Source organism: Pseudoalteromonas sp. NSLLW218, assembly GCF_015864775.1.
In the GTDB taxonomy this organism is placed as follows: Bacteria; Pseudomonadota; Gammaproteobacteria; order Enterobacterales; family Alteromonadaceae; genus Pseudoalteromonas.
On the sequence record NZ_JADYWO010000009.1, the window covers coordinates 45,759 to 68,001 of the forward strand.

Annotated in this window: 21 protein-coding genes and 8 tRNA genes; 6 read left to right on the plus strand and 23 right to left on the minus strand. The window is 39.8% G+C overall.

All coding sequences use genetic code 11. From position 1 onward, the window contains the following. The first annotated feature begins 18 nt into the window (after window positions 1-18). Window positions 19-468 (plus strand): hypothetical protein, encoded by a 450-nt coding sequence (locus I6E80_RS14720; RefSeq protein ID WP_231616803.1) that lies wholly within the window; start codon window positions 19-21, stop codon window positions 466-468. Window positions 469-842: 374 nt separating this feature from the next. Here the strand turns inward: I6E80_RS14720 and I6E80_RS14725 are convergent, their stop codons facing one another. Both I6E80_RS14725 and I6E80_RS14730 read right to left on the minus strand, forming a co-directional pair. After that, complete coding sequence (locus tag I6E80_RS14725; protein ID WP_197185865.1) at window positions 843-1,367, minus strand: CIA30 family protein; 525 nt, start codon at window positions 1,365-1,367, stop codon at window positions 843-845. A gap of 82 nt (window positions 1,368-1,449) precedes the next feature. Further along, window positions 1,450-2,217 carry a hypothetical protein gene (locus I6E80_RS14730; RefSeq protein WP_197185866.1) on the minus strand — a complete coding sequence of 256 codons (768 nt, stop codon included), beginning with the start codon at window positions 2,215-2,217 and terminating at the stop codon, window positions 1,450-1,452. A 180-nt stretch (window positions 2,218-2,397) separates the two neighbouring features. Here I6E80_RS14730 and I6E80_RS14735 point away from each other — a divergent pair, with 180 nt between their 5' ends. Next, window positions 2,398-3,486 (plus strand): alkene reductase, encoded by a 1,089-nt coding sequence (locus I6E80_RS14735; protein ID WP_197185867.1) that lies wholly within the window; start codon window positions 2,398-2,400, stop codon window positions 3,484-3,486. 65 nt (window positions 3,487-3,551) lie between these two features. Here I6E80_RS14735 and I6E80_RS14740 read toward each other — a convergent pair whose 3' ends face one another. Together I6E80_RS14740 and I6E80_RS14745 are read right to left on the minus strand one after the other, a co-directional pair. Then, window positions 3,552-4,100, minus strand: coding sequence for a hypothetical protein (locus tag I6E80_RS14740; RefSeq protein ID WP_170072155.1), 549 nt, complete (start codon window positions 4,098-4,100; stop codon window positions 3,552-3,554). A gap of 17 nt (window positions 4,101-4,117) precedes the next feature. Continuing rightward, complete coding sequence (locus I6E80_RS14745) at window positions 4,118-4,693, minus strand: hypothetical protein (RefSeq protein WP_101164097.1); 576 nt, start codon at window positions 4,691-4,693, stop codon at window positions 4,118-4,120. A gap of 224 nt (window positions 4,694-4,917) precedes the next feature. On the opposite strand from I6E80_RS14745, the gene I6E80_RS14750 reads away from it, so the two are divergent. Together I6E80_RS14750 and I6E80_RS14755 are read left to right on the plus strand one after the other, a co-directional pair. Then, window positions 4,918-5,928 carry an RDD family protein gene (locus I6E80_RS14750; RefSeq protein ID WP_197185868.1) on the plus strand — a complete coding sequence of 337 codons (1,011 nt, stop codon included), beginning with the start codon at window positions 4,918-4,920 and terminating at the stop codon, window positions 5,926-5,928. A gap of 41 nt (window positions 5,929-5,969) precedes the next feature. Continuing rightward, window positions 5,970-7,235, plus strand: a complete 1,266-nt coding sequence (locus tag I6E80_RS14755; protein ID WP_197185869.1) for a hypothetical protein — start codon at window positions 5,970-5,972, stop codon at window positions 7,233-7,235. A 55-nt stretch (window positions 7,236-7,290) separates the two neighbouring features. On the opposite strand, the gene lnt is transcribed toward I6E80_RS14755, so the two are convergent. Genes lnt through miaB form a run of 5 tightly spaced genes read right to left on the minus strand, consistent with a single transcriptional unit; the run spans window position 7,291 to window position 12,750 of the window. Further along, entirely contained in the window at window positions 7,291-8,841 is a 1,551-nt protein-coding gene (gene lnt, locus I6E80_RS14760; RefSeq protein ID WP_197185870.1) for an apolipoprotein N-acyltransferase, read from the minus strand. Then, window positions 8,822-9,706: a CNNM family magnesium/cobalt transport protein CorC gene (gene corC / locus I6E80_RS14765; protein ID WP_007585597.1), complete on the minus strand. Its 885-nt coding sequence runs from the start codon at window positions 9,704-9,706 to the stop codon at window positions 8,822-8,824. The genes lnt and corC overlap by 20 nt, the downstream gene beginning before the upstream one ends. A 22-nt stretch (window positions 9,707-9,728) precedes the next feature. Further along, window positions 9,729-10,187 (minus strand): rRNA maturation RNase YbeY, encoded by a 459-nt coding sequence (gene ybeY, locus I6E80_RS14770; protein ID WP_002958542.1) that lies wholly within the window; start codon window positions 10,185-10,187, stop codon window positions 9,729-9,731. A 4-nt stretch (window positions 10,188-10,191) separates the two neighbouring features. Next, the gene (locus tag I6E80_RS14775; RefSeq protein ID WP_197185871.1) at window positions 10,192-11,250 is read right to left on the minus strand and encodes a PhoH family protein; all 1,059 of its coding nucleotides are present in this window, start codon (window positions 11,248-11,250) and stop codon (window positions 10,192-10,194) included. A 51-nt stretch (window positions 11,251-11,301) separates the two neighbouring features. Then, window positions 11,302-12,750, minus strand: coding sequence for a tRNA (N6-isopentenyl adenosine(37)-C2)-methylthiotransferase MiaB (gene miaB / locus I6E80_RS14780; RefSeq protein WP_024598305.1), 1,449 nt, complete (start codon window positions 12,748-12,750; stop codon window positions 11,302-11,304). Between the two features lie 244 nt (window positions 12,751-12,994). Between miaB and I6E80_RS14785 the strand changes: the two genes are divergently transcribed. Together I6E80_RS14785 and I6E80_RS14790 are read left to right on the plus strand one after the other, a co-directional pair. Beyond that, on the plus strand, window positions 12,995-14,176 hold the full coding sequence (locus I6E80_RS14785; protein WP_197185872.1) for an FAD-dependent monooxygenase: 1,182 nt from the start codon (window positions 12,995-12,997) through the stop codon (window positions 14,174-14,176). Between the two features lie 154 nt (window positions 14,177-14,330). Beyond that, the gene (locus tag I6E80_RS14790) at window positions 14,331-15,914 is read left to right on the plus strand and encodes a bifunctional diguanylate cyclase/phosphodiesterase (RefSeq protein ID WP_197185873.1); all 1,584 of its coding nucleotides are present in this window, start codon (window positions 14,331-14,333) and stop codon (window positions 15,912-15,914) included. A 41-nt stretch (window positions 15,915-15,955) separates the two neighbouring features. Here the strand turns inward: I6E80_RS14790 and I6E80_RS14795 are convergent. The 14 genes from I6E80_RS14795 to lolB all read right to left on the minus strand — a co-directional run bounded on the left by I6E80_RS14795 (window position 15,956) and on the right by lolB (window position 22,243). Beyond that, window positions 15,956-16,030, minus strand: a tRNA-Gln gene (locus I6E80_RS14795). A 40-nt stretch (window positions 16,031-16,070) separates the two neighbouring features. Then, a tRNA-Leu gene (locus I6E80_RS14800) sits at window positions 16,071-16,155 on the minus strand. A 71-nt stretch (window positions 16,156-16,226) separates the two neighbouring features. Further along, window positions 16,227-16,301, minus strand: a tRNA-Gln gene (locus I6E80_RS14805). 38 nt (window positions 16,302-16,339) lie between these two features. Continuing rightward, window positions 16,340-16,424 (minus strand) — tRNA-Leu (locus I6E80_RS14810). Between the two features lie 90 nt (window positions 16,425-16,514). Then, window positions 16,515-16,591, minus strand: a tRNA-Met gene (locus tag I6E80_RS14815). A gap of 5 nt (window positions 16,592-16,596) precedes the next feature. After that, window positions 16,597-16,671 (minus strand) — tRNA-Gln (locus I6E80_RS14820). A 39-nt stretch (window positions 16,672-16,710) separates the two neighbouring features. Then, window positions 16,711-16,795, minus strand: a tRNA-Leu gene (locus I6E80_RS14825). 46 nt (window positions 16,796-16,841) lie between these two features. Then, window positions 16,842-16,918: transfer RNA gene (locus I6E80_RS14830), tRNA-Met, on the minus strand. A 332-nt stretch (window positions 16,919-17,250) separates the two neighbouring features. Continuing rightward, window positions 17,251-18,342 carry a redox-regulated ATPase YchF gene (ychF, locus tag I6E80_RS14835; protein WP_007583951.1) on the minus strand — a complete coding sequence of 364 codons (1,092 nt, stop codon included), beginning with the start codon at window positions 18,340-18,342 and terminating at the stop codon, window positions 17,251-17,253. 52 nt (window positions 18,343-18,394) lie between these two features. After that, a complete protein-coding gene (pth, locus tag I6E80_RS14840; RefSeq protein WP_024605251.1) occupies window positions 18,395-18,979 on the minus strand; it encodes an aminoacyl-tRNA hydrolase in 585 nt (194 codons plus the stop codon). A 19-nt stretch (window positions 18,980-18,998) separates the two neighbouring features. Then, a complete protein-coding gene (locus I6E80_RS14845) occupies window positions 18,999-19,610 on the minus strand; it encodes a 50S ribosomal protein L25/general stress protein Ctc (RefSeq protein ID WP_008171830.1) in 612 nt (203 codons plus the stop codon). 149 nt (window positions 19,611-19,759) lie between these two features. Next, window positions 19,760-20,707 carry a ribose-phosphate pyrophosphokinase gene (locus I6E80_RS14850; RefSeq protein ID WP_007583957.1) on the minus strand — a complete coding sequence of 316 codons (948 nt, stop codon included), beginning with the start codon at window positions 20,705-20,707 and terminating at the stop codon, window positions 19,760-19,762. Between the two features lie 88 nt (window positions 20,708-20,795). Next, window positions 20,796-21,653, minus strand: a complete 858-nt coding sequence (ispE, locus tag I6E80_RS14855; protein ID WP_197185874.1) for a 4-(cytidine 5'-diphospho)-2-C-methyl-D-erythritol kinase — start codon at window positions 21,651-21,653, stop codon at window positions 20,796-20,798. A gap of 2 nt (window positions 21,654-21,655) precedes the next feature. Then, complete coding sequence (lolB, locus tag I6E80_RS14860; RefSeq protein ID WP_170072171.1) at window positions 21,656-22,243, minus strand: lipoprotein insertase outer membrane protein LolB; 588 nt, start codon at window positions 22,241-22,243, stop codon at window positions 21,656-21,658.

Below are 22,243 nucleotides of genomic sequence, written 5' to 3' on the forward strand. Positions count from 1 at the left end.
TATTTTAGGGACAAAATAATGAAGGTTTCAGCGGCTCCCATTCCATACCAAGTACACAGCTCAAATACTCAACCTTTAGCGCAATCAGATAAACTAGCTGTTGAAAAAGCGAGTGAAGAAAAGAGCGAGGAAGAAAATGAGGAAGAGCCAAAATATGTGTTATCAAAGTTTCTAGATACTAAAGCGCAGCAATACAGTGAAGATAATGCAACGTTTGGCAATCAATATAAAAACCTTAAAAAAGTATATAAACACTTCACTGGACGAGTTATTGCGCTGCAAGAACAAATTAACAAACTTAAACAAAGTCCCGTACAACGCAGTTTAACTATAAATACTTCTGCAAGTGAGCTAAATAAAAGTGATACGAGTTTAACTTTAGATGCAGAGCATCTAGGGCGTGTTGACCCTTCGTGGTTGAATTTGCAGCAGTATGTTTGGTATTTAGGCAAGGCAGAGCCTATGTAGTGTGGTTACTCCCCATAAATAGGCGATAACGCAGCATAAATACCAAACATGCGCTGCCCGAAGGGTTCTGCCTAGGGGCAATTTACTCTTTGTTGCTCGGTTTTTACTTAGCCCACTAGGTTACAAATCTCGCGCCGCAATTAAATCGCCCCTAGTTTGAACAAATTTCAATCCACAAAGGTCAACACGCCCTAAGTTCTAAAAAATATAAAAACACGCAACAGCAAGATCAAATAGATAGGCTTGAGCTGCAATTAGGTGAGCTAAAGTCAGAACAAGCAGCAATAAAACAACAAATGGTTGAGCTGGTTATTAGTGAAATGAAAAGGCGAGGCGACGACTATACTATTTAGCGCCACCAACATGCTGGTGGGTTAGCTTTTAAACTCAATTTTACCCACTTCAAGTTTAAACTTACCTTCTTGTTTGCCTGCAATCATAAAGCCTAGCTGTTTTATATCGTCAAGATCAATAATAACCTGCTGCTCAAGCACGCGACCGCGATACGTTAAAATAAAATCACTCGGAGCAAAGTTTATATCTACCCATTCATTTTTTACTGTTTTAAATGAGTGGGTGTACGCTGCGCCATCAAGGTAATTGGTAGTTCTGAGCCTAAGCTGATAGGTTTGTCCATCGCCTTTAACACGCAGCGCTATAGCTTTAGTATTTTGGCTTTGTGTATTTAGCTCTGTACGTATTGATGCAAAACCGCCGTTATTATCAAGCGAAACATTGCCTGTAAAAAGCAAACTTTCTTGAGTTTGTGTTACTTGGCTATTAGATACACCGCCCATTACTGAGTCGTTAACAACGTACCAGCGCTGGTTTGCATTCGCTTGTGCACTTACAACTAATAAATTAAATACAAAAAGTGATGATAGTTGCTTTGTTGTCATACGTGTTTCCTAATTGGCATTAAGTGAGTGGAGTACTTATAACCAATACGCTTTAATAACGTATTTGTTCACTAATTTAAAACTAATTATTTTTACGAGCCCACTTATCCATTATTTTATTAAATAATATTTCATCATCAGTTTGCTCACCAGGGCAGGTCTGCGCGCTACCTTGAGGCATGCCATTACTACCAAATACGGTTGAAGTATCAATTAAATAGCATTTACCGTTAAATTTTTCTAATCGTCGTGTGCCTATTGTATTTTGGCTAATAACTTCCGATTTTTGTGATTTAACCGGTGATTTAATTGTGGGCGTGGCAGCTATTGCATCATCAGTACTATCTGAGTTATCGGCTTCGCCAAACGTGACCATTTTTTTATGCGTTAAGTTATTTATAGGTGCGCCATAAATAGGCGCATACGGGTTAAGTTTTTTAAACGTTTGCGTGTTGGTATTAATGGTGTGGGCAGGGGGTTGAGGTTTATTTGTAATAGTGGACTTTGTTACTGTTGTTGTTTTTGGTTTTTCGTCACGTTGTTTGGGTGCTTTAGTAACTTGTGTTTGAGTTGTAGGTGTTTTATTAGTGCTTATAGATTCAGGTGCTTTTTTTACCTCTAACTTTGCAGGCTCAGCAATCGGTGCGTTAGTGGTGGTGTTAACGGTGCTTAACTTAGGTTGGGATGATAAGTTAACCATTACATAAGCGTTTATTACGGTGTCTTTTTTTGTTTGAGGTTCTTCAACCTTTATTTTTTGCGAAAGTAATTTATGTGAAAGTAATAAGTACAGCAACACGCCATGTATACATAACGAGATAACCCACGGCCACGCATTCCCTTTATTCACATCAAACCCTCAACTTAATAGTGCTGTTAAGAGTCAATAAAATACATTTAGTTCACCTAAAGTTAATGTGTTTTACTTTGTAGCTTTATTGCAGATACAACAAAACTATTTTGCAGTTTTTGTTGTTTTTGGATGTGCTTGGTTACGTTATTATGAGCGCAATCAAACTTAGGAGGCATTATGACATTACTTTTTGAACCAATAGAACTTGCAGGTAAAACATTAAAAAACCGTATTGTTATGCCCCCAATGACTCGCTCGCGTTCAACACAGCCTGGCGATATAGCTAACGACTTAATGGCAACATATTACGCACAGCGCGCAAGTGCCGGGCTAATTGTAAGCGAAGGCACACAAATTAGTGAACTTGGCAAAGGCTACGCTTGGACTCCGGGTATTTATTCAAATGAGCAAGTTGTAGGTTGGAGTAAAGTAACCAACGCATTACATAGCGCTGGTGGCGTGATGTTTGCTCAGCTTTGGCATGTTGGCCGTGTAACTCATAGTGACAACACCGGTGGCGTGCAGCCTATTTCAGCCTCAGGCATTGCTGCAAAAGACATAAAAGTATTTGTAGATACAAACGGCACACCGGGTTTTGTAGATACTCAGTTACCACGCGAGATGAGCAAACAAGATATTACGCAAGTCATAGGCGAATTTCGTCAAGCTGCTAAAAATGCAGTTAATGCAGGATTTGATGGCATAGAGCTTCATGCTGCAAATGGTTACCTTATCAACCAATTTTTAGACTCAGAGTCAAATGCTCGCACCGATGAATATGGTGGCAGCGTGCAAAACCGTATACGCTTTTTAATTGAAGTCGTAAATGCTGTTAGCGACGAAATTGGTAGCAGCAAAGTAGGCGTAAGACTAGCCCCGTTAACAACCCTTAATGGCACAGTAGACGAAAACCCTGAGGAAACTTATTTAGCGGTTTCTGAGGCATTAAATAAAGCCGGTGTAGGTTACATGCATATAGCCGAAGCCGATTGGGATGACGCACCTTTGATGAGTGTTGAGTTTAAACACGCCATTCGTAAAGCCTACAACGGTGTATTAATTTACGCAGGCAAGTACACCAAAGAACGTGCAGACAAAGCACTTAGCGAAGGTTGGGCCGACATGATTGGTTTTGGTCGCCCGTTTGTATCAAACCCAGACTTACCAGCACGCTTAAAGCAAGGCAAGCCTCTTAACAGCCACAACCCCGACACTTTGTTTGGTGGTGCAGAACAAGGCTACACCGATTATCCAGTTATAAATTAAATTTATATATAAATAAGGAGCTGTAGCATACAGCTCCTTATTTGTTTTAATTACACTGAGAGTACTTACTTAATTGCAGTAATAAACTCTTCGTCAGAATACAAGTTCTTAAGTAATTTTTGAACAAGCTCTACATAGCTTCGTTGACCATTTGGGATTGCAATTGCTCCAATAAATGAAGAGTCGAAATTATGTTCAGCTGAAATTACTTTCTCAAATAAAATTGCATCGTCTTCTGAAACAACAAAATTTACTTTTATAAATGAATTCCCCTCTGAGAACCCTGTTACATCAATATCTTGATCAATAACCTTGCCAGTCACTTGCTTTTTAGCAACGCCAGACCAAAGTTTAGCCAGTTTTAATTCTTGTATTAAAGCGCTCTCAATATATTCTCCATAGCTGTTGCCTACAGATGAAACAAGAGGAGAGCCTCGAAGTGATATCTTATTTAATTTTTTTTCAGATTCAATTGTTCCGACTGAGACGGGTGTATTAGACTCTTCTTTTAGTTTAGAAACGTTGCTGATATCTGCACTATAAGGTGGAACTTGAATGGTACATGCACTTAAAAATAAAGCCGCGATTAAACCTAGTGAACTTTTATACTTCATTTTATTTCTGTCCTTATTTATAAATTTGATTGATCAAGTTCTACAACTAGTTTGTTAAATGCTTCTTCCGTTGCACGTTTTGCAGATAAAGAAAAATCATTTTTAAACTCATCAAATTCAGCTTTGCCAAAACCTTTAACTTCACTATTCCATGCTATATCACCATTGTTATTTAAAGTTTTACAGTTTAGCGTGAAGGTAAATTCTGTAGGAGGCCATGTGAATAAGCTATCTGAGCTAGATTGCGTTGTTATTGTCGGTATGAATACATACTCAATTTTTTTATCTTTTAAAAATGTACTATCAGTTAATGATTCAAGCTTATAAACGTTTTCAAATTTATTAGAAAGCACAGTATACAGCGCTGCTTCTGTGTCTTTATAAGGTTTGTAACTAACATTATCGCCACCACCGCCAGGTGTTTTTACTTGTTTTTTTATATCATCTTCAGAAATATAATAACCCACAACTGATGCTGATTTATTTTCTGTAACCTGAAGTTTTTCAGTGTCTGGATTTAAACTTATCTGGTGGGCACAGCCACTCAAAATAAGGACCGAAAACAAGAAAAACACATTAGTTAATAACTTCAAAATATACTCCATATATTTAATTTTTAGTGTGAAAGCAGTTTCAGCATCAATATATGTTCAATAGTTACTTTTGTAAATTATGTTAACTTTATATTTGTAAACGGTTGTAACTTTTAGTGTTTGTGGGGGGCGGTTTTCCTAAAAATAAAGCAGAGTTAATCTTGAGCAAAAAATAAAAAACGCGTAAGTTAACCGGGTTACCTATTTTAATAACAAGAAAATAAATGAAAGCCAAAGAGATAGAACAATTAGAATTATCAAATTCTGAAACCCGAGAAGTTGTTACCCCCTACGCCTTTAAAATTGACAGTGCTTTACTGGGCTTGCCTTTAGCTACGCCAATTCGGCGTGCACTAGCGATTATTATTGATGTTGCACTGATATTTTTAGCGGCCAAGCTTAGCGCGGCTTTAATAGCATTTGTTGCTGCAATGGCTTTTTATAAAGGTACGGCTCAGCAATACCTTCCAAAAATGTCGAGTGTGTGGCGAAGAATCTTAAAAGTAACGGCAGCAAGTATTTTATTTGTAAGCGCACTTACTGTGCTTTCAATTGGCATAGATTACCTAGAAGACGATAACGCTGATCAAGGTTTGGCTGTTCAGGGCGTAAAAATACAAGATGAAATTCAGCTTACCGCCACAGAAAAACCACACGTAAACACTTATTTAGCGCAAACAGCCGATGACAGCTGTGATCAACCTTGCCAACAAACCGCGCTTGATAATTTAATAGGGGAAGTTCCCAAATTAGCAGAAATGGACGACCTACAAAACCCACAACTTGCTACCGTGTTTTTACAGTTATTAGTACTCAGTGAAAATAACGAAATAAAGCCTGCAGAGTTAATAGAAGAAAAACCAGCGCAAACAACTACAAATAGTATTTTGCAGTGGAGCAAAGGCATTATTCAAGACCTAGGCTTGGGTTTTGGCTGGGCTGCGGTTTACTTTACGTTGTTCTCGCTGCTTTGGCGCGGCCAAACACCGGGTAAAAAGGTTTGTAATATCCGTGTTGTCGCCCTAAGCGGTGAGCCATTAGGTTTATTAGACTGTTTTGGTCGCTACGGCGGCTACGGTGCAGGGTTTGCCACCGGGTTATTGGGGTTCCTGCAGATATATTGGGACCCAAACAGGCAAGCAATTCAAGATAAAATATCAGCGACGGTGGTTATTAAAGGTAACTTGAATCAAGTTGTAAATATGGAAACGGTAGAAGAAGCAGTGAAGGACTAACTCCAATTAACATAATTTAATTAAACTATAGGTATATCTATTTGGAAATCTTACTTGAAGGATTAAATAATGAAAATGAAAGTAATCATTTTTTGAGATCTTTATGGGCAAGTATTAGAGATCACTTTGGTAAGTGTGCTTGGCATTACTCTCCGTATAAAAAGCTAGGTTCTAAACAAATAATTTTAGGACGTATGAACTATAAAGCTAAAGGTTCTTTCGTGGTTTCGGTCAGGTATAAACAAAAAGGGAATTTAGTCGCGGTCATGTTCTCTGATTATATCGAAAGTGATGAAATTATAAGCGACCTAAAAGTTATTAGAGAGCTAGTTAAAAATAGTTTAGATTATAAAAAACTGATTTCTAAATTCAGATTTAGTACTTCTCTTGATGTTATTAGGGGTTCTATTGCCGCATACTCAGGTAAAAGTTTTGTTTTAAAACCAACAGGTAATAGCTCAATTAAATTGATAGTTGATATTAATGGTTATGATACTAAAGATGCAGAAGCTAAAGCAGCAGAAAAAATTAAAACGATTATTGAAATTTTAACTGTTAGTACAAACTGTTTGATTATTCGAGATACTCAAAGTGACAATGATTCATCTTTTTCTAGTATTGAAATTAATAAATACTCTAGAGATATAAGTTGGATTGATGCTAAACCAATAGCTGATGGCTTAGTTCAAATCTCAGAAAAAACCTATTTCCTTATTGATTACATACTGAGTAATGATATTTACTCTTATGAAATTCAATTACTCTTGAATTCTTATGCTCATTTTACATCAGGCAGATCTTTAGATTCATTTACTCTAGATACATTTTACCCAACTCCGAGAATAGGGGAGGCAAGTGATGAGGGTAATACTGACTTTCAGAGCGATTTAAGATTCTCTAATGCAGCTAAACTTCATCCATCATCAAGTGAAGATGCAATGATACTTTATATGTCTTCATTAGAAGTTGCGTCGTTGATTGGAGCTTCGAAGAGTGAAAAGTGTGATAGTTGTGGTCAACAAGTACATTCAATCTCAGATAGAGTGAGAAGTTATGTGGAAAAAGATAGCAATAATGACCCATTAGTTAAAATAATTAATTCATATTACGGTTTAAGATCAAGATACCTTCACCAAGGAATTAGGTTTGTCGATAATTCATATTCAGGCAGTGCGGTACCACTATTAGATAGCAATACAATGAGTAACGCTAGGGAGTACTACCAAGTTAGTCTGCTAAATTTAAGGGAATGGTGTAGCTACTTACTAAGATTATCTTTAGAAGAAATGGCTTTAGAAGCTAATTAAACACATTTAAAAATGTAGAGCTAAATATGTAGGCCCTACATCTTAAATAGCGAGCTTAACTTTTGAACCTAACCCCAAACCCGACAACACCCATCAACAACACAAATCCCCACACAAACATGTTGCCGTATTGGCTGTACACGCTGTCGCCTTTTATAAGCTTAATGTTGGCTCTCAATATGGTAGCTTCAAACTGAGGCATGGTTTGTTGTGTGTGGCTTATAGGGTCGTATACGGCGCTTACCCCATTGTTGGTAACGCGCACAAGAGGGCGTTGTAGTTCGAGCGCGCGCATGCGGGCTATTTGCATGTGTTGCAATGGCCCAATGGAGTCGCCAAACCAGGCATCGTTACTTACCGTAAAGAGTAGATCAGAATCACTTTTGTAATTTCCGCGTACTAAGTCGGCAAAAACAATTTCGTAGCAAATAGCGGGGAGTAAGTTATAGCCATTGGCGCGTAAGTTGTTTTGCACTTTGTCGCCACGCGTAAACGACGACATAGGTAAATCGAATAACGGAGCAATAGGGCGCAAAAAATCTTGAAAGGGTACAAATTCGCCAATAGGTAACAGCTGGTGTTTTTGATAGCGGTTTTTATCAAGGTAATGATAATGCCCGTGCTCGTCGCCGCGTTCTTTATTACCAACCACGATAAGCGTGTTGAATATATTTTTGGTGTCTCGCTGATAGTCAACAATACCGGTTACAAGGGCGGTTTTATTAAACGAGGCGGCACTGTCTAAATTGGCTAGGTAGGAATCGGCAAGCATTTCTATTTCAGGCACTGCGGCTTCGGGCCATACTATTAAGTCGGCATCCCAATGTGGGCGTGTCAGGTCTTGGTATTTGCTCATTGTGGTCCAAAACTCACTTGGCTCAAAGCGCAGGTGTTGCTGTATGTTGCCTTGTACGAGCAATACTGACATGTTTTTATCTGTGTAATGAATACTGCCTGTGGTGTTTGCACCTGCAAAAATAAGCGCAACAGCTGTAGCCGTAACCGCCGGGGTTTTAAAATCTTTTTGGATAAGTCTATACAGTGCAAAGCCAATAGCGACACAGGTAAGAGTTAAGCCAAACTCGCCAATATAAGGGGCAAGCAGCCTTAAAGGTCCGTCGGTTTGTGTGTAGCCAAAACTTAACCATGGGAAACCGGTAAGTACGGTGCCACGTAAATACTCACTAATTGCAAAGCAGGCAATTAGTAATGCGCCAAAGCTTTTAGGGCCAGTGGCAAAGCGTGTAGTTGCCCAAAAGGCAAGTGCGGGAAATAATGCTAAGTAGGCGCACAAAAATGCCATTAACGAGAGTGACGCAATAAGCGGCATACCGCCAAAGGTGGCAATAGAAACATGTACCCAGCTTATACCTGCACCAAACCAGCCTAAGCCAAATATAAAGCCATATTTAGCAGCGGTTTTTGCGTGTGCTTTACCGGTATTATTGGGATTAACGCAAAAAATTATGGCACCAAGGCTAATAAATACGATGGGCCAAATTTCAAAGGGGGCATAGCCAAAAGTTAAAACAAGGCCCGCAACGAGTGCGAGCCATGCTTTTTTATCTTTTGCTAATAAGGTAAGTCTAGTTAGCAGTTTCTTCACTGTCGTTATCATCAGCCTTAGGAACGGTGACTTGCAGTTGCAAAATACGACGATTGTCGGCGTTGGTTACTTTAAATTGGTAACCTTCTATGTCAATCGTTTCACCACGGCTTGGCATATGGCCAAATGCGTGCAGTACAGTTCCGCCAATAGTATCGGCTTCGTCTGTGCTGTAGCCTGTTTTAAAATGCTCGTTAAAGTCATCTACAGGTGTGAGTGCTTGCACTACGTGAACATGTTTCGCAAGTCGACGAATATCTTGATGTTCTTCTTCTTCGTCGTGCTCATCTTCGATTTCGCCAACAATTATTTCAAGAATATCTTCAATCGTTACCAAGCCCGATACGCCGCCGTATTCGTCAATAACAACAGCCATATGGTAGCGTTGCTGACGGAATTCGTTTAGCAATGTATCAACACGTTTGCTCTCAGGTACTACCATTGCTGGACGTAAATAATCGCGTATTGATGGTAAATGCTCGTCTTTATTTAAGATCAGTGGCAATAAATCTTTAGCGAGTAAAAAACCTTCTACATGGTCTTTGTCTTCAATCACCACTGGAAAACGTGAGTGAGTTGAGTCAACCATCATTGGAATTAGCTCTTCAAGCGGGCTGTCGATCTCAAGAGTGATCATTTGTGAGCGCGGAACCATTATGTCTCGCACTTTAAGCTCAGACACGCCAAGCACACCTTCTATCATCTCTTTTGTTTCAGGATCGATTACGTCTCGTTCTTGCGCATCGGCAATAACTTCGACCAGCTCTTCTCTATTCTGGGGTTCCCCTTGCAACATTTGGGCTATTCTGCCCAACCACGTTTTGCCAGAAGAACCCTGGCTAGATTGCGAGTTACCGTCGCTCATTGCGTCTAATTGCTCCGTTAATTTAAATATCGTCCCGGTATGGGTCTGCTATGTTTAGCTCTGCAAGTAATTGCTTTTCGATGCTTTCCATCTCTAAAGCATCGTCACTCTTTATATGGTCAAATCCAAGCAAATGCAAGCATCCGTGAATAACCATGTGAGCAAAGTGGTCATGAAATGACTTCTCTTGCTCAATTGCTTCAGCTAATACAATGGCTGGGCAAATAATTAAATCACCAACCAAGGGAATATCTATTCCTGGTGGTGCTTCAAATTCGAACGACAGTACGTTGGTCGGTTTATTTTTACCGCGATAGTCGTTATTAAGTTGTTGCGATTGCGCTTCGTCGCTAATAACGATACTGAGCTCAGACTCATCACGGTATTGGCTAAGGGCTTTGTCGGCCCACAGTGCAAATTGCTCTTCGCTTGGGAGGTTGTCAAACTCACAGGCTATTTGTAAATCAAGTTCGGTTGTCAAAGTATTACTCTTTAGTGGTAGGCTGTTGAAGAGCTGCAAGTGCGTCTTTTGCATTTTGCTTTTCAATGCGCTTTAGTCGCTCGCTTTCGTCGTTACGCTCGTAGGCTTCAACTATGCGTGCTACAACAGGGTGGCGTACTACGTCTTGGGCTTTAAAGTAGTTAAAGCTAATTTCGTTTACGCCATCAAGTACTTCCATTGCATGGCGAAGGCCTGAACGTGTGCCACGCGGTAAATCGACCTGTGTTATATCGCCTGTAATAACCGCTTTTGAGTTAAACCCTATACGGGTTAAAAACATTTTCATTTGCTCGGCGGTGGTATTTTGGCTTTCATCTAAAATAATAAAGGCATCGTTTAAAGTGCGTCCGCGCATATAAGCAAGCGGGGCGACTTCAATGATATTTTTTTCGATGAGTTTTTCTACTTTTTCAAAACCTAGCATTTCAAAAAGAGCGTCGTAAAGAGGACGTAGGTACGGGTCTATTTTTTGACTTAAATCACCGGGTAAAAAGCCAAGCTTTTCGCCCGCTTCTACAGCAGGACGCGTTAATAATATACGGCGTATTTCTTGGCGCTCAAGGGCGTCAACGGCGGCAGCAACTGCAAGGTAGGTTTTACCAGTACCAGCAGGGCCAATACCAAAGGTAATGTCGTGGTTTAAAATATTAGCCAAATAAACACCTTGGTTATCGTTACGTGGTTTAATAACACCACGGCGCATTTTAATCACCATTTCTTTGCCGTAAGCGCTGCTTGATGCATCTTGCTCTAGGGCTTTTGATTCGGTAATAGCTAAATGAACGGCTTCGGGTTCTATTTCGCCTAAAACACCACGAACTGGCTGAGTATCAACATAAAGGTTTTTTAAGATTTCTACAGCGCCGGCGCAGTTGTGTAGTTTACCGGTTACTTTAAAGAAGTTGTCACGGTGAATTATTTCAACAGCCAGGTGGCGCTCAATTTGTTTGATGTTTTCGTCAAACGGGCCACATAAAGAAGAAAGGCGTTTGTTATCGGCAGGTTCTAAATAAATCTCTAATGTTTTTAACTGATTACTCAAAATTGCTTCCTATAGTACTGCGCCAGCGTTAACTGGCGCTAATAATTTTGACTAAGGAACGAAAGTAGCTACGCCAATTTCGTTAACAGTGTCTGGTTTTGGCTCTGCAGCTGCAGCTTTAGTTAAAATAGCTGAAGGAGCGATTTCACGTCGTAAGTTCATTTCTGATTCTGTACGAATTAAGTCACCACGTAAAGAGTTAGGTAGTGCTTCGGTAATACGTACGTCAACAAACTGTCCGATCACTGTGTGCGGGCCAACAAAATTTACTACACGGTTATTTTCGGTACGGCCACGTAATTCCATTGGGTTCTTTTTAGAAGGACCTTCAACAAGTATACGTTGCTCTGTATCGAACATCTGACGGCTAATTTGCTGTGCCATTTGTGTAATACGGTTTTGTAGTAGGTATAAGCGTTCTTTTTTCTCTTGCTCTGTTACGTCATCTGGCAAATCTGCTGCTGGCGTACCTGGGCGTGCACTGTAAATAAAGCTAAAGCTCATATCAAAACCAATGTCGCTAATAAGCTTCATGGTTGCTTCAAAATCTTCTTTACTTTCGCCTGGGAAACCAATAATGAAATCTGACGACATGCTTAAGTTAGGGCGAATTTTGCGTAACTTACGAATTGTCGATTTATATTCAATTGCCGTATGGCCACGTTTCATTAAGTTTAATATACGGTCTGAACCACTTTGTACTGGTAGGTGTAGGTGATCTACAAGCTCTGGTACATCAGCGTAAACGTCAATGATGTCTGGCGTAAATTCTACCGGGTGCGATGTGGTGTAACGAATACGGTCAATACCATCAATAGCAGCAATAAGACGAATTAAATCTGAGAAATAACATATTTCGCCATCGTGCGTGTCGCCGCGGTATGCGTTTACGTTTTGCCCTAGTAGATTTACTTCACGTACGTTTTGCTCAGCAAGCTGTGCAATTTCTAGTAATACGTCATCTACTGGGCGGCTAACTTCTTCGCCGCGAGTATACGGTACAACACAAAAAGTACAGTATTTAGAACAGCCTTCCATAATTGATACAAACGCAGATGGGCCATCCGCTTTTGGCTCTGGCAGGCGGTCAAACTTTTCAATCTCTGGGAATGAAATATCAACAACCGATGAGCCTTTATCGCCTTGCACTTGTTTAATCATTTCTGGTAAACGGTGTAGCGTTTGCGGGCCAAAAATAACATCTACAAATGGTGCACGTTGGCGAATAGAGTCACCTTCTTGTGAGGCAACACAACCACCTACACCAATTATTAAATCTGGCTTGTCGTCTTTTAACAACTTCCAACGACCTAACTGGTGAAATACTTTTTCTTGTGCTTTTTCACGAATTGAACAGGTGTTGAGTAAGATTACGTCGGCATCTGTTGCATCATCAGTTAGCTGGTAGCCGTTGGTGGCATCTAAAAGTTCAGCCATTTTCTGAGAGTCGTATTCGTTCATCTGACAACCCCAGGTTTTAATATGCAGCTTTTTGCTCATTGAAATATTGCCTCGTGTTCAATTCGATAGTGGCACAAAAATGTGCTAGAAACAGGATTAAGGAGCAAGCATGCTCACTTAAAGGAGGCGTATTTTAGCTGGATACCCGCCCAGATCCAAGTATAGTTTTCATGTTTGTGATCTCAAATCAATACAGGGCGAGTTTAATCAGCTGTTAGGGATATCCTCTGGTATAAAACAAATTAATTTTGATACAATCAAAACAGACTCAAGTAATAATAAAATGATGAAAAACATGACTAAAAATAATGTGATAGTAGTTGGCGGAGGCATGGTTGGCGCGGCTATGGCGATAAAGCTGGCTCAACAAGGCTTTGGCGTGCGTATAATTGAAAAACACCTAATTGACCCATCGCACATTCTTAGTAGCGATAAGGTGGATATTAGAGTGTCTGCTATTAATCGTTTTTCAGAAAATTTACTTGATGAATTAGGCGCAATGCCGCTTTTAAGGCAAAACCGCATAGCACCTTATCAACAATTAGAGGCTTTTGAGCGCGGTGGTGACAATTTATTATTTGATTGCGCCGACATAAACACGACACATTTAGGTCATTTGATTGAAAATAGTTTAATACAAGCAAGTTTGTGGCAGCAATTTGAGCATTACAAGATTGAGGTTATTGAGCAATCATTACCGGTAACTAAAATAGAGCAAACGGATGATTTAATTACGCTTGTGTATGGAGATCAAACCTATACGGCTGATTTAGTAATTGCCGCCGATGGCGGGCAATCGCAATTGCGTGATAAGGCGAATATTGGTATTACGGGATGGCAGTACCAACAGCATTGCATGGGGGTATTAATTAAACTCGATGCCCCGCAACAAATTAAAACATGGCAACAGTTTACACCAACCGGGCCATTAGCATTTTTACCAATGCAGGCACCGTACGCTAATTTAATTTGGTACGACAATGCAAATACACTACAAGCATTTAAAGGGCTAAACCCAACTCAGTTAAAAACACACATACTGAATAAATTCCCAGAACTTGCTGGAGACTTTGAAGTACAAACCCATGCGATATTTCCGCTAACTCGCCAACATGCAAATAGCTATTCGCAAGGGCGTTTGGTTTTAGTGGGCGATGCAGCGCATACAATTAACCCGCTTGCAGGGCAGGGCGTTAATTTAGGTTTTCAGGACGTAGTGGCACTTGCTGAAGTTTTAAACGAAGCAGGAGATATAGGTTGCCCTCTGAAACTTAAAGAATACGAACGAGCTCGCCGCAGGGCTAATTTATTAATGATGAGCATGATGGACGCGTGTTACTTTGGGTTTTCAAATCAAATTACGCCACTTAAATGGGCACGTAGCCAGTTTTTAAAAATGGCTAATAATACGGGGCCAATAAAAAACTGGGTTTTAAAATACGCAATTAGCGGTGATTTAGGCTAAATTTAAAGTAGATATTTAAAAGGCTCATTTATGAGCCTTTTTTTATGCCTGTTTTTAAGTCAGCAAATAGTGACTCGGCTATATTGAACACGGTTTTAATTTAACTGGTGTTACATCATTAAGTCACAGTTTAATAACTTTAAAGAGCTTGTGTGTGGATAATTTTTTTACAGTAATAATTATTTTAGGTGCGCTACTGCTTGTTGCTAGCTTAAAAACGACCGTTAAAGTTTGTAAAAAAACATCGCAAAGAGCATGGAGTGTACTGCTATGCGCTATCATTTTTTTTATTATAGGGTATTGGTGGGTACTTTATTATTTTTCAAATCACGACATTGCACCCGTCGTTATGAATATGGTGGCTATGTTGTTACTTGGCGGTGGTGGGTTTGTTTTTTTAGTTATTAAACTGAGCTTAAAAAGTATTCTTAAAATAGAGCAAGCAACGCAGTATCAAAAATATCAAACTGAGCACGATAACTTAACAACTCTACCTAACCGCGATAAGTTTTTTAAATCTCTGAGTAAACAAGTTGAATATCCTTCCCCATTTTCACTATTTTATATCGACTTAAATAACTTTAAACAAATTAATGATGCGTTTGGGCATCAGTGTGGTGACCAACTCTTGGCTGCATTTGCCAATAAACTAAATAAAGAATTATGCGGAATTGCTAAGTTATATCGGATTGGAGGTGATGAGTTCGCATTTTTACTGCATACCGATACAGATGAAAGCATGAATTATTGTGTAAACATTATAAACTCAGCCGTCAAAAGTCCGTTTTGTACGAATGAGCAAATGGTTAAAATACAGTTAAGTATAGGCGTAAGCCGTTTTCCTGATGATAGCCGATTGCCCGATCAGCTATTAAAAAAAGCTGACTTGGCACTGCATGAAGCTAAAAAAACATTTCAACCTTTGGTAAATTACTCATCTGCAATAGGTAAACGAGCTGAGGACTTTTTTGATTTATCAGCCAAAATTAAAGTGGCATTACATAAAGATGAGTTTGAGCTTTATTTACAACCCATAATGGACTCTAAAGATCTGCAATTACATGGCCTAGAAGCGCTTATACGGTGGCCGCAAGATGATGGTAGCTTTATTAGTCCTGAAAAGTTTATAACCGTAGCTGAGCGTACAGGGCTTATTTTTCCTTTATCGAAATGGGTTGTACAAGAAGCCGTTAATCACATTAGAAAGCTAAAACTATTTGGCTTCACCGGTACCATACATGTCAACTTATCGACGAAAGATATTGAGAGCAGCGAGTTTTACGATTTTATAATTAGTTTACTCGCAACGGATCCTACATTAAGCGACTCGTTAATTTTTGAAATTACTGAAGGTGCAATGATGACAAATATACCGGCTGCTAGAAAAATGATGCAACAGTTGAGTATGCGCGGGTTTAAATTTAGTGTTGATGACTTTGGTACAGGCTTCTCGTCGCTGTCGTTATTAAGAGAGCTGCCAATTAATCAAATAAAAATTGATCAGTCGTTTGTCAAAGATATGCTTACTAACTCGCCTGATTACGCCATTGTAGAATCTACATTGTTTTTAGCGGGTCGATTAAATTGCGATGTAGTTGCTGAGGGAATAGAAACTAAAGAAGTAGAACAGGCGTTGTTGAATCTTAACTGTGATTATTTACAAGGGTATTTATATAGTAAACCAATAACAATAGATGAGTTTATAAGTGTTTATTTAAATGCAGAGAAGGTAAGTTGAAGTTAATGAGTTTTGAGAAGTTTTAGACAGGGGAGTCAAATTGGCTGGGATACCAGGATTTGAACCTGGGAATGCCAGGATCAAAACCTGGTGCCTTACCGCTTGGCGATATCCCAACTATAAATTTGATATTAATTTTAGTTCTTAATAAGAACATGGTGCGGAAGGAGAGACTTGAACTCTCACAACCTAAGTTACTGGAACCTAAATCCAGCGCGTCTACCAATTCCGCCACTCCCGCATCAACAATTTGCCAATTTAAACTCTAAGCTAGAGCAATTCTTTTATCCAACTTTCCTTGGTAGAAGAAGTTGGCTGGGATACCAGGATTTGAACCTGGGAATGCCAGGATCAAAACCTGGTGCCTTACCGCTTGGCGATATCCCAACAAAGAATTAATGATAATTTTATTTCTTATAAGAACATGGTGCGGAAAGAGAGACTTGAACTCTCACAACCGAAGTTACTGGAACCTAAATCCAGCGCGTCTACCAATTCCGCCACTCCCGCATCGTTTGTACAATAAAGTACAGGTAGTTATTTTAAACTCTTCATTGAGCTGCAATTTAACTCTTGCAGAGCCATTTCTAAAAGAAGAAATGGTGGCTAAGACGGGATTTGAACCTGTGACCCCATCATTATGAGTGATGTGCTCTAACCAGCTGAGCTACTTAGCCATTGTTGGCTGGGATACCAGGATTTGAACCTGGGAATGCCAGGATCAAAACCTGGTGCCTTACCGCTTGGCGATATCCCAACAATAACAATTGATAGTTTTAATTCTTATCAAGAATTATGGTGCGGAAGGAGAGACTTGAACTCTCACATCCTAAGATACTGGAACCTAAATCCAGCGCGTCTACCAATTCCGCCACTCCCGCACACAAGGTAGTTATTTTAAACTCTTCATTGAGCAACAAAAAATAATGGTGGCTAAGACGGGATTTGAACCTGTGACCCCATCATTATGAGTGATGTGCTCTAACCAGCTGAGCTACTTAGCCATCTTTTTTTGTTAGCACTTCATCGCTGAGTGCGGGGCGTATTATGCTGATATGACCCAAATTCGTCAACACCTTTTTTGCAAAAAAACACTTAACTGTGTTTGTTTGCAGGAAAATTAAGCTAACAGGCTAAAATTTAATAAAAATGCTGTTTTTTTAGCTGCCTTTAAGGCGCGGAATCTTAATTAACCCTGTACTTCTTTCATTAAGCGATATTACAAAGATAGACTAGTTGAGGTTAATTATTATTTTTATAATGCTTAAATACAAAAAAGGCTCGTAAAAACGAGCCTTTAAAAATTATTACCAAGTTAAATTGGTTTAATTTGTACTTATACGTTGAACAAGAAGTTCATTACATCGCCATCTTTAACAATGTACTCTTTACCTTCTTGACGCATCTTACCTGCTTCTTTTGCGCCACTCTCACCTTTAAAGGCAACAAAGTCGTCAAAAGCAATAGTTTGCGCACGAATAAAGCCACGCTCGAAGTCGGTATGGATTTTACCCGCTGCTTGTGGTGCTGTTGCACCTACAGGGATTGTCCATGCGCGTACTTCTTTTACGCCAGCTGTGAAATAAGTTTGTAATTGTAGTAATTCATAACCACCACGAATAACAAGGTTAAGACCCGGCTCTTCTAAACCAAGATCAGCCATAAACTCAAGCTTGTCTTCGTCATCTAGTTCTGAAAGCTCAGATTCGATAGCGGCACATACAGGAACTACAATCGCATCTTCAGCTGCGGCAATAGCGCGTACGCGGTCAAGGTATGGGTTATTTTCAAAACCATCTTCAGCAACGTTTGCAATATACATTGTTGGTTTAATCGTTAAGAAGTTAATAGAACTGATTGCTGCTTTTTCTTCTTTAGTTAGTGCTAGACCACGTAAAGTTAAGCCTTCGTCAAGATGCACTTTTACTTTTTCAAGTACAGCATTTTGCTCTTTAGCGTCTTTATCGCCACCTTTTGCTTTTTTTGAATTACGGAAAAGGGCTTTTTCAGCGCTATCCATATCAGCAAGTACTAACTCAGTGTTGATTACGTCAATATCGTCAGCAGGGTCAATAGTGCCTGCTACGTGGATGATGTTTTCATCTTCAAAACAGCGAACTACGTGGCCAATTGCATCGGTTTCACGAATGTTAGCTAAAAACTGGTTACCAAGGCCTTCACCTTTAGATGCGCCTTTTACTAAGCCAGCAATGTCTACAAATTCCATACTGGTGGTAAGAACTCGTTGAGGGTTTACTATTTTAGCAAGTTCGTCTAGACGAGGATCTGGCACAGGTACCACACCTGTATTAGGCTCAATGGTACAAAAAGGAAAGTTAGCGGCTTCAATACCCGCTTTAGTTAGTGCATTGAAAAGCGTTGATTTACCAACGTTAGGCAAGCCAACGATGCCACATTTAAAACCCATAGTAAGATACCTTGTTTAGATTCGTTTAAACGATGTGCTTGAACCCAAGTTATTAGGGTTTAAACGAATGTAGTCTGTTTTGTGCTTTTAACACACCATCTTTTGCAAGTATTTCCATACAACGAACTGCTTCATCAACAGCAGCATCCATCTTTTCTTGGTCTGCTTTGGCCGCTTTTCCAAGCACCCAACCAGTAACCATTTCACGATGCCCTGGATGACCTACACCAATGCGCAAGCGCATAAAGTCTTTTTGATTTGCCATTTTTGCAATAATGTCTTTTAAACCATTATGACCGCCATGCCCGCCGCCTTTTTTTAATTTGGCAACGCCTGGGTCTAAATCCAATTCGTCATGGGCAACTAAAATGTCCTCGACAGGGATTTTGAAAAAATTAGCTAAACTACTGACCGCTTTACCACTTAAATTCATGTAAGTAGTGGGGATCAATAATTTGAATTCTTGGCCTTGAATGATCACTTTGCCTGTAAGGCCGTGATATTTAGGATCGTATTTTAGGGTGCAGTTGTAGCGTGCAGCGATTTGCTCGATGAACCAAGCACCTGCATTGTGGCGTGTGTTTGCGTATTCGGGGCCTGGATTAGCCAGGCCCACAAGCATTTGAATAGAATTCAAGGTTGCGAGACCTTAAAAATTATTCTGCTGCTGCAGCGTCGTCTTCAACTGGAGCTGCTTTGTTTGCTTTGATAGTCAGGATAGACTGATCATGGCCTTCGCCTTTACCTAAATCTACAGAGCTAACGCCTTTAGGGAAAGTAAGGTCAGAAATATGAACAGAATCGCCAACAACAAACTTAGAAACATCTACTTCAATGAATTCTGGAAGTGCTTTTGGAAGACACGTAATTTCAACTTCAGTTAACTGGTGAACAACAGTTGCGCCAGCTTTAGTTACAATATCTTCACCGATGAAGTGAAGAGGAACTTTAGTTTGAAATTTATGAGTAGCATCTACACGTTGGAAATCAAGGTGAGTAAGCTTAGGCTTGAATGGGTGACGTTGGATATCTTTTAAGATTACTTCAACAGCTTCGCCATCTACGTTAAGCGTAAGGATATGCGTGTAAAAACCTTCGTCTTCTTGTGCTTTGATCATATCTTTATGAGCAAAAGTAAGAGATAAAGCTTCTTTGTCAGCTCCGTAAAGGATTGCAGGAACTTTGTCTTCGCGACGTAGGCGGCGGCTCGCACCAGTACCAGTTTCTACGCGAAGTTCAGCGTTATATGTATAAGTTTTGTTAGACATGATGTCTCCAGTTATTAAAATGTGTAGGGCCTTTGCGACCAAGGTCCCTAGCCAAAAGGCGCGCTATCATACCACCACGCCCAGACAAAATAAACATCGCTTACAAAAAAAGCGCCAAAAGGCGCTTTTATACTCAGGAATGCTTAATTTTAGTGTTCAAACATCGCTGAGATAGATTCTTCGTTACTAATACGACGAATAGTCTCTGCTAACATGTCAGCAAGCGTAAGTACCTTAATTTTATCAAGGGCTTTAAGCTCGTCAGATAGCGGAATCGAGTCAGTTACAATTACTTCGTCAATCATCGAGTCACGTAAGTTTTCTGCTGCTTTACCCGAAAGAATAGGGTGCGTTGCGTATGCAAATACGCGCTTAGCGCCATGTTCTTTAAGTGCTTCTGCGGCTTTACATAACGTACCACCGGTATCAATCATATCATCTACGATAATACAATCTCGACCTTCCACGTCACCAATAATGTGCATTACTTGAGAAACGTTTGCTTGAGGGCGGCGTTTGTCAATGATTGCTAAATCGGTATCGTTTAGTAGTTTTGCAATTGCACGTGCGCGTACAACACCACCAATATCTGGAGATACAACAACGACGTCTTCAAAGTCGCGTTCTTTCATATCTTCAAGTAATACAGGGCTGCCAAATACGTTGTCTACTGGTACATCAAAGAAGCCTTGGATTTGTTCAGCGTGTAAATCAACCGTAAGAACACGGTCAACACCCACACTTGATAAGAAATCGGCAACAACTTTAGCGGTAATTGGAACACGGGCAGAGCGTACACGACGGTCTTGGCGCGCATAACCAAAATAAGGAATGACGGCAGTAATACGACCTGCAGACGCACGACGTAGAGCATCAACCATAACGATAAGTTCCATTAGGTTATCGTTTGTAGGGGCACAGGTTGATTGCAATATAAAAACGTCCGAGCCACGAACATTTTCATTTATTTGAACACTGATCTCACCGTCGCTAAAACGGCCAACAACAGCATCGCCTAATTCAATATATAAACGTTTTGCAACTTTTTGAGCTAACTCAGGTGTTGCGTTACCAGCGAAGAGCTTCATGTCAGGCACGGTAGGGTTCCTCAGGCACTGAATATTTGGACTAACGGGCAATGATAAATACCACTGCGGGTTAACTTATGATTACTTGTACGTTACTTCATTGATCGAATATGGCGGTTAACTCCGTATGAGCAGGTGAGACATTTGCGCTTGAAGCCACAAAACCCTGCCAATTATGGGGGAGATTTTCAAGTACATCTTGTGCTTGAACTTGACTAGCAAATTCGACAAAACAACATGAACCTGTTCCGGTCATCTTCGACGGTGCGTATTTTAGCAACCACTGGAGGGTTTTTTCAACCTCGGGGCAAAGCTTTTTAACTAAAGGCTCACAATCGTTGGTTAAAGTATGGTGTTTCCAATCGCCTATTATTTTTGGTGTGTCGCGTTTTAAATCGGGATGTGTAAATATTTTTGCGGTACTTACATGTTGGTTTGGGTGTACAACGCAGTACCATTTTTGTTCAAGTTTTACTTGGTGTAATTTCTCGCCAATACCTTGCGCTATGGCGCTTTGCCCTTGTATGAACACCGGAACATCAGCGCCTAATTTAAGTCCTAATTGGGCTAGGATTTCTAAATTTAGTTCTAATTTCCATAATTTATTTAGGGCTAATAAAGTACTTGCAGCGTCGGATGAGCCACCTCCAACACCTCCGCCCATCGGTAAGCGTTTAATTAAATTTATTTTTACACCCAAAGAGGTTTTACTGTGTGTTTGTAATAATAAAGCCGCTTTATAGATGAGATTATCGTTTAGGGGTATGTCTTTAGTATCACCACCGACAGAAATACTGCCATCCGTTGTTAGTTCAAAATAAAGCTCATCACCAAAATTTAAAAAAGTAAATAAGGTTTCGAGTTCATGATAGCCATCTTCTCGGCGAGCATTAATATGTAAAAATAAATTGAGTTTTGCCGGAGCGATCAGTGAAAAAGAGGTTTTGTTATTCATATTTATTTAAATTGCCAATCGTAGAGTTGAATTTTTATTTTTATTTGTTGATGCTTTAACGTTAGTTTGGTTGGTAACCAATAGCCTGCGTTTTGTATATAAGTGCCGTAATCTATTTGCCATTTTTTACCTGTGTTATCAAACCATAACACTTGCTTTGCACGGCCTAGCTCATCAACGACTAAGCTTTGATCGTCAATGGTGCCTTTAAGCCAATTGTCGGCGTTATCAACCGGGAGTGTAAAACCCGTTAAACGCTTTAAAAGCTCTGCAGCATTAGTATCAAAGTACTCATCGCCGTCAAACTCTAATTCAGCACCATTTGCTGTTTGTTTAAGCGACAAAATACGCGTACCAATAAAGGTAGTTAGTATTAAATTATTGGAATTTGCTGTTTGCTGCCAATTTAAGTTTGCAGATTGACGCTCTTGTGGACTAATAAACGCGAGTTTACCCTCGACCTGCCAAGTTTTTTGAGCAGCTAAACGTGGTTTCCAATCATCATAAAGTGTTGTTTTTGTATCAATTTGATGAGCACAGCCACCTAAAAACAAAAAAAACATGAATAAAATCAAATATTGTCGAATCAA